At 64.2% G+C, this 9,288-nt stretch carries 9 protein-coding genes; all 9 read right to left on the bottom strand.

The window, feature by feature from the left end:
• The coding region (locus tag HMPREF2785_RS08380) for an HNH endonuclease signature motif containing protein (RefSeq protein WP_070614890.1) at nt 1–1,028 on the bottom strand (1,028 nt) is incomplete at its 3' end.
• A 78-nt stretch (nt 1,029–1,106) separates the two neighbouring features.
• Nucleotides 1,107–1,889 carry a putative hydro-lyase gene (locus HMPREF2785_RS08375; protein ID WP_070614888.1) on the bottom strand — a complete coding sequence of 261 codons (783 nt, stop codon included), beginning with the start codon at nt 1,887–1,889 and terminating at the stop codon, nt 1,107–1,109.
• A gap of 10 nt (nt 1,890–1,899) precedes the next feature.
• On the bottom strand, nt 1,900–3,069 hold the full coding sequence (locus tag HMPREF2785_RS08370) for an NRAMP family divalent metal transporter (RefSeq protein ID WP_083308947.1): 1,170 nt from the start codon (nt 3,067–3,069) through the stop codon (nt 1,900–1,902).
• Nucleotides 3,070–3,259: 190 nt separating this feature from the next.
• On the bottom strand, nt 3,260–3,583 hold the full coding sequence (locus HMPREF2785_RS08365) for a putative quinol monooxygenase (protein ID WP_070614884.1): 324 nt from the start codon (nt 3,581–3,583) through the stop codon (nt 3,260–3,262).
• Between the two features lie 20 nt (nt 3,584–3,603).
• Nucleotides 3,604–5,400 carry an ABC-F family ATP-binding cassette domain-containing protein gene (locus tag HMPREF2785_RS08360; protein WP_070614882.1) on the bottom strand — a complete coding sequence of 599 codons (1,797 nt, stop codon included), beginning with the start codon at nt 5,398–5,400 and terminating at the stop codon, nt 3,604–3,606.
• Nucleotides 5,401–5,427: 27 nt separating this feature from the next.
• Nucleotides 5,428–6,372 (bottom strand): 4-(cytidine 5'-diphospho)-2-C-methyl-D-erythritol kinase, encoded by a 945-nt coding sequence (locus HMPREF2785_RS08355; RefSeq protein ID WP_070614880.1) that lies wholly within the window; start codon nt 6,370–6,372, stop codon nt 5,428–5,430.
• Nucleotides 6,365–7,207: a 16S rRNA (adenine(1518)-N(6)/adenine(1519)-N(6))-dimethyltransferase RsmA gene (rsmA, locus tag HMPREF2785_RS08350; RefSeq protein ID WP_070614878.1), complete on the bottom strand. Its 843-nt coding sequence runs from the start codon at nt 7,205–7,207 to the stop codon at nt 6,365–6,367. Before rsmA ends, HMPREF2785_RS08355 begins: the two co-directional genes overlap by 8 nt.
• On the bottom strand, nt 7,208–8,347 hold the full coding sequence (locus HMPREF2785_RS08345) for a resuscitation-promoting factor (RefSeq protein ID WP_070421408.1): 1,140 nt from the start codon (nt 8,345–8,347) through the stop codon (nt 7,208–7,210).
• A 96-nt stretch (nt 8,348–8,443) separates the two neighbouring features.
• Nucleotides 8,444–9,280 carry a TatD family hydrolase gene (locus tag HMPREF2785_RS08340; RefSeq protein WP_070614876.1) on the bottom strand — a complete coding sequence of 279 codons (837 nt, stop codon included), beginning with the start codon at nt 9,278–9,280 and terminating at the stop codon, nt 8,444–8,446.
• Between the last annotated feature and the right edge of the window lie 8 nt (nt 9,281–9,288).

The raw sequence follows: 9,288 nt of genomic DNA, 5'->3' as shown, positions 1-9,288 counted from the left end.
CGGTTGGTGTTTTTCACCGGGTAGCCGCGGGGCGAAATCCATACCGGGGCACCCCGCACCATCACGATCCGGCCGCGTTTCTTCCGCCACGGATCATCATCATTGACCCGGTTGTGGTACCTGCACAATGGCGCCAGATTCGCGATATTGGTCTCCCCACCATGGCGCCACGCCTCCACGTGGTGCAACTCGCACACGTCAGCTCCGTGACGGCAGCCAGGAAACGCACACACCGGCGAGACCAACTTGGCCAAATCGCGCTGCTTCTGATTCGCCAAACGTTGCGTGCGGTACAGATTCACCGCACCGGCCTGCGGATGAAACGCCGCCACCTCCAACGCATCACCGAACTGGGCGGCCAAAAACTCCGCACCCGTCATGGTGGTGCCATCAGTCATGGCGAGTAGAACGTCATCGCCGCTGCCGTCCATGATGCGTAAGTAATCCGGCAACGGCACCAACACCGTCGGACGCGGCGCAGCAGTAGCCACCTTGCCGTCGCCGAAGAAAATCCCAATTAAGTTCTCGGCAATCTGGGCCGCAGCCGGACGATCAGGGTCAATGCCTAACCGCCCGGCGTGTTCCATATCGGAGATTTCCCGCTCGTTATACGTCAGATGCAGGGTGCGTTTGCCGTTTCGCGACGGACCAAACTTCGCCGCATCCACCGCCGGTGTCTTATCTGCCGGCACCAACGTGCGGGCTGCAGCCTCAATCGCCCGGTAGCCACCTTCGACCTCAAGCAGGGCAAGGCGCAGTGCCCACCGCTGGGACGCATCTTTCACCGGTGCGATGCGTCGCTCGATCAGAGCCAGCTCGTCGAGGGAGAAACCCCGAGCTAAAGAACTGGCTGTCTTTTGCTTGCGCGTGAACTTCGTACGCCCGAAGTAGACATCCCGCAGCCGCGCCCAGGCACGCGCACGATCGGGTGCAAAGCCCGAGGCGAGTGCAACATCAAGGTCGAAGTCGGCCAGCGTCTCTAACGCTGCGGCCGACATCGCCTGCACTAACACCTCGAACGAATTCATGCCCAAGACGCTAGACCAAACCCGCAACCCACCTCTGCGAGCCTGTGAAATTTACAAAAACGCCCCTGTGGATAACCCCTAAGGCACCTGGTAGGCGAGGTCGCGGGCGTCGGTGACGAGCATCTTGCCCGGCGCGTGACAGATTGCCAGATCGGGCTTCGACGACATCACGATCGACTGCGGCGTAACCCCACATGCCCAGAACACCGGCACCGTGCCCGCGGGGATGTCCACGGCGGAGCCGAAGTCGGGCGTATCAAGGTCGTCGATACCGATCGCGGCCGGATCCCCCACATGCACGGGCGCACCATGCACGGCCGGGTAACGCGACGTGATCCGCACGGCATCGGACACCTGCGACGCGGGAATCGGTCGCATGGAGACGACCATCTTGCCGGAGAACACCCCGGCGGGTTCGCAGTCGATGTTGGTCATATACATCGGCACGTTGCGCCCCTGCTCGATGTGCGCCACGGGCACCCCGTTGTCCAGCAAGGCCGCCTCGAAGGTGAACGAGCAGCCGATAAGGAACGCGACGGTGTTGTCGGTCCAGTATTCGGTGGCGTTGAGAGGCTCGTCGATAAGCGAGCCGCCCTTGAACACGCGGTAGGCGGGAATGTCGGTGCGAATATCGCCACCCGCGAGTAGCGACGACTCCACCTGCCCCGGCTCCAACACCCCCAGGATCGGACACGGCTTCGGGTTGCGCTGCGCGAACAGCAAGAAATCGAATGCGTACTTCTTATCCAGCGCGATCAGGTTGGCTTGGGCGTAACCAGCGGAAAAGCCCGCGGTCGTCGGCACATCGGTGGTGCGGAACAACGCGCGGGCTTGCGCTGGGGTCATAGAGGCAGGCTGCATGCCCTTCAGACTACGCCCACAGTGTGGGCAAGGTGCTGATGGAGCTCCAACCCATCCAAGCGCAACCGACAAGCGTGATGGCGCCAAGGACCAGCATCCACATCGGCGGCTTGTAGCCACGCAGCAGGTCCTTGCGGAAGAAACCGACGTAGAGGACGACGGCGAAACCGATCGGCAGGATCAGGCCGTTGAAGGCGCCTGCGAAGATGAGGAGCTTCTGCGGTGCAGAGCCAACGAACAGGTAGATGACCGTGGAGATGACGATGAAGCCGACGGTGAGCCAGCCGCGCTTCTTCGGGTCGAAGCCCTGCTTGGTCAAAAACGAGATCGAGGTGAACGACGCGCCGATGACCGAGGACAGGCCCGCAGCCCACAGGACGAGGCCGAACATGCGACGGCCGATGTCGCCTGCGGCTTGGTAGAAGACGTCTGCGGCGGTGTTGTCCTTAGACAGAGCAACGCCCGTTGCGACGACACCCAGCACCGCGAGGAACAGCAGCACGCGCATGATGCCGGTGACGATGATGCCGGTGACCGAGGAGCGGGAGATGTAGTCGAGGTTTTCGGGGCCGGTGTGGCCGGCGTCGATAATCCTGTGCACGCCGGCGAACACGATGTAGCCGCCGACGGAACCGCCGATGAGTGTGGTGATGACCTTGAAGTCCACGGCGTCCGGGGCGACGGATTGGCGCATCGCCTCAGCCACTGGCGGGTTTGAGGAGATGGCGACGTAGAGCATGAGCAGGATCATCAGTGCGCCGAGGATGCCGACGAGGACGTCGAGGGCGGCACCCGCGCGCTTCCAGAGGAACACGCAGATGGCGATGATGGCGGAGATGGCGCCACCGATCTTCGGGTCGACGGCATCGCCGGTAAGCGCTTGGACGCCGAGGCCGGTGCCGGCAATGTTGCCGATGTTAAAGACGAGTCCGCCGATGCCGACGAGGATGGCCAAAAACCAGCCGAGGCCCGGCAGCACCTCATTGGCGAGCTCGCTGGCGCGCAGGCCGGAGACACCGAGGATGCGCCAGACGTTCAACTGGATGACGATGTCCACGATGATGGACAGCAGGATGGCAAACGCGAATGCCGCGCCCATCTGCACCGTGAATACGGAGGTTTGGGTGAGGAAGCCCGGCCCGATGGCAGAGGTGGCCATCAGGAAGATGGCGCCGACCATGGGGCCGACGCCTCGTGCCGCTGCTGGCGGCTTGGTGGGTACGTCGGCTGCGGTTGAGCCGCCGGTGTTGGGGTTTGGAGCGGTCACGAGGACACTCCTTTCAATGACGGGGAATGTGACGTGGGTGATATTAGGGCATAAAAGCGCCCTGGGTGACACCTCGTCACACATCGTCACACCCGGGTTACCCCTAGTCGACTTTGAATTCCGCCATCTTGTCCCATTCGGTTTTGCCTTCGATGAGGGTGTTAATGATGGTCGGGGTTTCCGCCAAGATGGTCGGGAAGAATTCTTGTGCTGCCTTGAAGTGGTCGGAGTTGACGTGGGCTTCGGCGGCGTCGTCGTGGAATGCTTCGATGAGCAGGTATTCGTCGGGGTTGTCTTCGTTGCGGTACCAGTCGAAGAAGATGTTGCCTTCTTCGGCGCGGGAGGCGTCGGTGAAGTCTTTGACCAGTTCGCGGAAGTTCTCGACGTGTTCGGGCAGGGGCTTGAATCGTACGTTGATCAGAATCATGCGCCCCACCCTACGCGGAGTTAGCTTTCGAGCTGCTCGCCGAGTTCGAGCCATTCCATTTCGAGTTCCTCGCGGGTGTCTTTGGCGGCGTTGAGTTCTTTGGTTTTGGCGCCGATGGCGTCGAAGTCGCCGGCCTCGGACAGTGCGGTGATCTCGGCTTCGAGTGCTTCTGCCCGCTCGCTTTCCTTGGCGATCTTGCGCTCGAGCACCTTCATTTGTTTGCGGATTTCGCGTTGTTCTTGCGAGCTCAAGCCTTCTTGCTTGTCGACGACGCCCTCGCCCCGGTCGCCCAAATCGAGCGGGCCTGCGTCTGTGGCTTCGGCGGCGCGGCGGTCCAGGTACTGCTGGATGCCGCCGGGCAGATTGGTTAAGGTGCCGTCGCCGAACAGGGCGTAGGTGGTGTCCGCGATGCGTTCGATGAGGTAGCGGTCGTGGGAGATAACCACGAGCGTGCCGGGCCAGGAGTCGAGGAGGTTTTCTAGCTCTTGGAGGGTGTCGATGTCGAGGTCGTTGGTGGGCTCGTCGAGAAGCAAGATGTTCGGCTCGGCCATGAGTACGCGCGTGAGTTGGAGGCGACGGCGTTCGCCGCCGGAGAGGTCGCGCACGGGGGTGCGTTGGCGCTTCGGGGAGAAGCCGAGACGTTCGGCGAGTTGGGAGGCGGACATTTCGCGTTTGCCGAATTGGATGTAGGTGGCGACGTCTTCGACGGCGTCGATGACTCGGCGTTCCGGGTCGAGGTCGTCGAGTTCCTGGCGCAGCCAGCCGATGCGTGCGGTTTGGCCTTCGATGCGTTTACCCGCGGCGAGTGGGTATTCGCCGGCGAGGGTGCGCAGGAGGGTGGTTTTGCCGGAGCCGTTCACGCCGACAAGGCCGATGCGCTCTCCGGGTGCGAGGCGCCAGGTGAGGTGGTCGACGAGTGTGCGGCCGTCGGGGGCGTCGATGCGTGCGTCTTCGAGTTCGATGACGACGCGGCCTTGGCGTTGCTTGGAAAACGCCATGAGTTCGACGGTGTCGCGCGGCGGCGGGACGTCTTTGATCAGGGCTTCTGCGGCTTCGATGCGGTAGCGCGGCTTCGAGGTACGGGCAGGTGCGCCGCGGCGCAGCCACGCGAGTTCCTTCCGCGCGAGGTTTTGGCGGCGCTGTTCGATGGCGTCGGCTTGGCGGGCACGTTCGGCGCGCGCGAAGGTCCAGTCGTTGTAGCCGCCTTCGTAGACATCGACGGTGCCGTCGTGGACTTCCCATGTCAGGGTGGCCACGGTGTCGAGGAACCAGCGATCGTGCGTGACGACGACCACCGCCACCTTGCGCGACAACAAATGGTCAGCGAGCCACTGCACGCCTTCGACGTCGAGGTGGTTGGTCGGCTCGTCGAGCACGACCAGGTCGAGGTCCTGCACGAGTGCCGCGGCGAGGTTCACGCGGCGACGCTCGCCACCAGAGAGGTTGCCTACCGGGGTGTCCAGGCCGAGCTCGGCCACACCGGTGCCCTGGAGGACCTCGCGCACCTTGGCGTTAGAAGCCCACTCGAAGGTTTGCAGTCCGAGTGGTTCGACGACGGCTTGGCCGACGGTGAGGGTTTCGTCGAGGTCGAAACGCTGGGTGACCACTGCCATGCGCAGGCCCGAGTTGTGGGAGACGCGGCCCGCGTCGGGTTCCTCGATGCCGGTGAGCACTTCAAGCAGGGTGGTTTTGCCGCCGCCGTTGACGCCGACGATGCCGATGCGGTCGTTGGTTTGCACGCCGAGGGAGACACCGTCGAGCAGGGTTTTCAGCCCCCACGTTTTGGAGACGTTTTCAAGGTTGATCAGGTTAGCCATATCGGGTGCATAGTCTACGCACCCTGCCTAATCGGCGGTCTCGAGCACCGCGCCGTGGTCGGGTCCTTCAGCAACGAAGATTTCGTAGCCCTCGAATCGCTCCCCCAAATGTTCGGCGACCCACTGAGCGTGCTCGAGGCTTTCGCACAGCACCGCGACCGTAGGTCCCGAGCCGGACACCATTGCACGCAGGCCTGCTTCGCTTGCGACGTCGATAAGCCGCTTGAGTTGCGGGCGCATCGACAGCGCTGCCGCGTCGAGGTCGTTGTGCAGCGCCTCTGCCACCCGCGCCGCGTCGCCCGAGGTCAACGCCTGGGACAGGCCTGCGGTGTTGAGGTGTGGGACGAGGGCTGGGTTGCCGTGACGCAGGTCGTCGAGAAGCGAAAATGCTCCGCCGGTGGAAATACCCACCTTGGGGTTGACGAACACCCAGTTCAAGCGCCCGCGCGACAGCATTTCGACGAGTTCATCTCCCCGGCCGGTGCCGAGTGCTGTGCCGCCCATGAGCGAAAATGGCACGTCAGCGCCGAGCGACGCTGCCAACTCGTACAACGTCTCAGCCGTAAGCGGCTCGCCGTGATCAGCCACGAGCGCGTTCGCGGCGACCAGTGCAGCGGCAGCGTCGGCGGAACCGCCCGCCATCCCGCCAGCGACGAAGACGTGCTTGGCCACCTCGATGTGAACCTCCGGAAGGGCGATCCCGGCACGCTCAGCAACTGCGTTGACCGCACGCCACGCCAGGTTGGTTGGCCCGTCGATGCTTTCTTCCGGCTCGTCGACGTAAAACGTGGTCTGCATGGAGCGCACGATGGGGCCCTCGGTGAGCGTGTCGGAGGCGACGAGCGTGACCACTTCGCGGCGGTCCACGGCGTGGAAGACGCTGACCAGGTCGTGGTAGCCGTCGGCGCGGGCCTCCCCTACTCCGAGGTGGAGGTTGACCTTGCCTGGTGCGGAGGCGACGTACTTACGCATGGCCTAACTGTACAAAGTCGGCCACGGTAAGTTTTTCACCACGCAGGCCTGGGTCGATTCCCGCTGCGCGAAGGGCCGCTTCGGCGTTTGCGGGCGAGCCGTAGATGCCCGCAAGTGTGGAGCGAAGCGTCTTGCGACGTTGCGCGAAGGCGGCGTCCACGATCGGGAAGACGCGCTCGCGAAGTTCGCGCGGGTTGTCGTCGTTGACGTCAATGCGCACAAGCCCCGATTCGATGTTCGGCGCGGGCCAGAAGACGTGCTTGCCAATCGTGCCGGCGCGCGAGACGTCCCCGTAGAACGCGGCCTTCACACTCGGCACGCCGTAGATCTTGGAGCCGGGCACCGCGGCGAGGCGGTCGGCGACTTCCTTTTGCACCATGACCAGCACGCGCCTGATCGTGGGGAACTCCTCCAGCAGGTGCAACAGCACTGGCACGGAGACGTTGTACGGCAGGTTGGCTACCAGCGCTGTTGGCTCGACGTCGAGGTCGTCGCGGCGCACCTTCAGCGCGTCGGTGGTGATCACGGTGAGGCGTTCGGCGTACTCGGGCGCACGCGCCTGAACGGTTGCAGGCAGACGCCCGGCGAGACGTGGGTCGATCTCAAGCGCGACGACCCGCGAAACCGTATCGACGAGCCCAAGCGTCAGCGACCCCAACCCCGGGCCAACCTCCACAACGACGTCGTCAGGCGAAAGCTCTGCGGCACCGACGATCATGCGCACGGTGTTCGGGTCGTGCAGAAAGTTCTGCCCCAGTTTCTTGGTAGGCGTGACGTCGAGTTCTGCCGCGAGTTCGCGGATCTCGGCCGGGCCGAGCAGTTGCGCGCCGGCCATTTAGCGCAGGCCCAGACGGGCGGTGCAGGCAGGCCACGCGCCCCAACCTTGGGCGGCCTGGGTGCGCTCGGCGATGGCGATCTGCTGTTCGCGGGTGGCCAGGTCGGCGGTCGGCGCGAAGGCGGTGCCGCCGTAGGCTGCCCAGGTGCCCGGGTTGAACTGCAGGCCGCCGTGGTAGCCGTTGCCGGTGTTGATGGACCAGTTGCCGCCGGATTCGCAGGCTGCGATGGCGTCCCAGACGGAACCGTTAGCCACGGCAGGGGCTGCCGCGCCGGTGTTGCCCGTCTGCTTGGTGCCACGCGCGATGACGGCGGGCTTGCCCTTCTTGGTTTCCTTCTCCTCGGCAACGCCTTCGGATTCGACAACACCGTTGACGGTCACGGTGCGGTGGATGATCTGCTTTTCGCCCTGCACGCCTTCTTCGCGGACTTCTTCGGTGCCTTCGTCGAGGGTGTCGTCGTCAATGTATTCGGCGGGTTCTTCCACCGCGACGGTCTCTGGGCGGTCGATGGTGTTGACGCGGTCGAGGACGATTTCCATGCCCGGCACGATCGCGTCGGCGAGCGCATGGTTCAAACGGTCGTCGCTATCGAAGGTGACGCCACGCGCCGACAGCAGGTCGCCGACGGTTTTGGCTGCGGCGGAAACGTAGGTGAGGTTACCGCCGTCGCGAAGTGCCACGATCTTCGGTGTGGTCACGTCCACGTTGAGGCCTTCGGTGACCGTCTCGTCGCGGTCGATGTCCACGCCCGCGGCGGAGGTAACGCCGGCTTCCTCGAGCAGTTCGCCGACGGTGCTGGCGGTCGAGGTGATCTGCTGGGCAACACCGTCGACGACAACGGCGACCGGCTTGGCGGTGCGCACGGTGACGGTATCGCCGCGTGAGATCTTCTCCCCCGGCGCTGGGTAGACGAGGTCCTGCGGGTCAACGTCAACGCCCGCGGACTGCAGCACGCCTGCGACGTCGGCGGCGTAGGTGCGGACGTTGGTTTCCTCACCGTTGACATCCACGGTGATTTGCTTCTGGGAGGCCAGCGCGGTGCCCGCACCACCGACGAGCACGGCGCCGGCGACAGTGCCAACCGCGACGCGTTTTGCGGCGGAGTTCTTCGGGTTGATCCGCTTGATCTGACGAGACATGCGCGCTTCCTCCGAGGGGTTAACGTAAAGCAACTTCGGTAACAATACGGTAACGCCCGCCGGGACACAAGGACCGACGCGCACTAATGTTCCAGGTCACACCCCGTAGACGCGTGAAAACGTCTCACTGATATCACGTGCCACATCGGCCACATCCATGTTGCGGACTTCGGCCAACACCTTCGCGGTGTGACCGATAAGCGATGGCTCGTTGCGCGCGCCGCGGAACGGCTCCGGCGTCATGTACGGCGCGTCGGTCTCCACCAACAACTGGCCGGCAGGCGCCAGGCGGGCGGCCTCGCGCAGTTCCTCGTTGCGTTTGAACGTGACATTGCCGGCGAAGCTCAGCACGTAGCCACGCTCGATCGCTTCGCGTGCAACGTCCAGTGGCGAGGAGAAGCAGTGCAAGATGACGTGTTCGGGGCGCGGGGCGTCGTCGAGAATCCGCATGATCTCCGCATCACCCTCGCGGTTGTGGATCATCAGCGCCTTACCGGACTCGCAGGCCAGGTCGATGTGGAAGCGAAACGCCTCCTCCTGCACGTCCAGCGGTGCGGTGCGTTCCGCGTCGTGCTTGATCCAGTACGTATCGATGCCGGTCTCCCCCACCGCCACGCAACGCGCGTCGGCGGCCATGGTCTGTAGGCGGGCACGCGCGTCGTCGTCAAGTTCATGCGCCCTGGTCGGATGGATCGCGCACGCGGCAAACACGCGCTCGTTGAGATGTGCGGCCTCAAGCGCAAGTTCCGCTTCGTCGAGGCCATCGCCGACGGTGCAGATGCGCTCGACCCCGGCGGCTACGGCACGCTGGACAAACGTGTCGATCTCTTCCGCGGTACGTGCGCCGCAGGACGCGAGGTGCGTGTGTGCATCGACGAGCCCGGCGATCGGCTCGGCGGGCACGGGAGTGGGACGTGGCTTCTTTTTGCTCATACGATGCA

The sequence above is a fragment of the Corynebacterium sp. HMSC067D03 genome, from assembly GCF_001811185.1.
GTDB classification, from domain to species: domain Bacteria; phylum Actinomycetota; class Actinomycetes; order Mycobacteriales; family Mycobacteriaceae; genus Corynebacterium; species Corynebacterium coyleae.
Note: the sequence above shows the minus strand (reverse complement) of the source record. Positions and strands in the feature narration are given on the sequence as shown.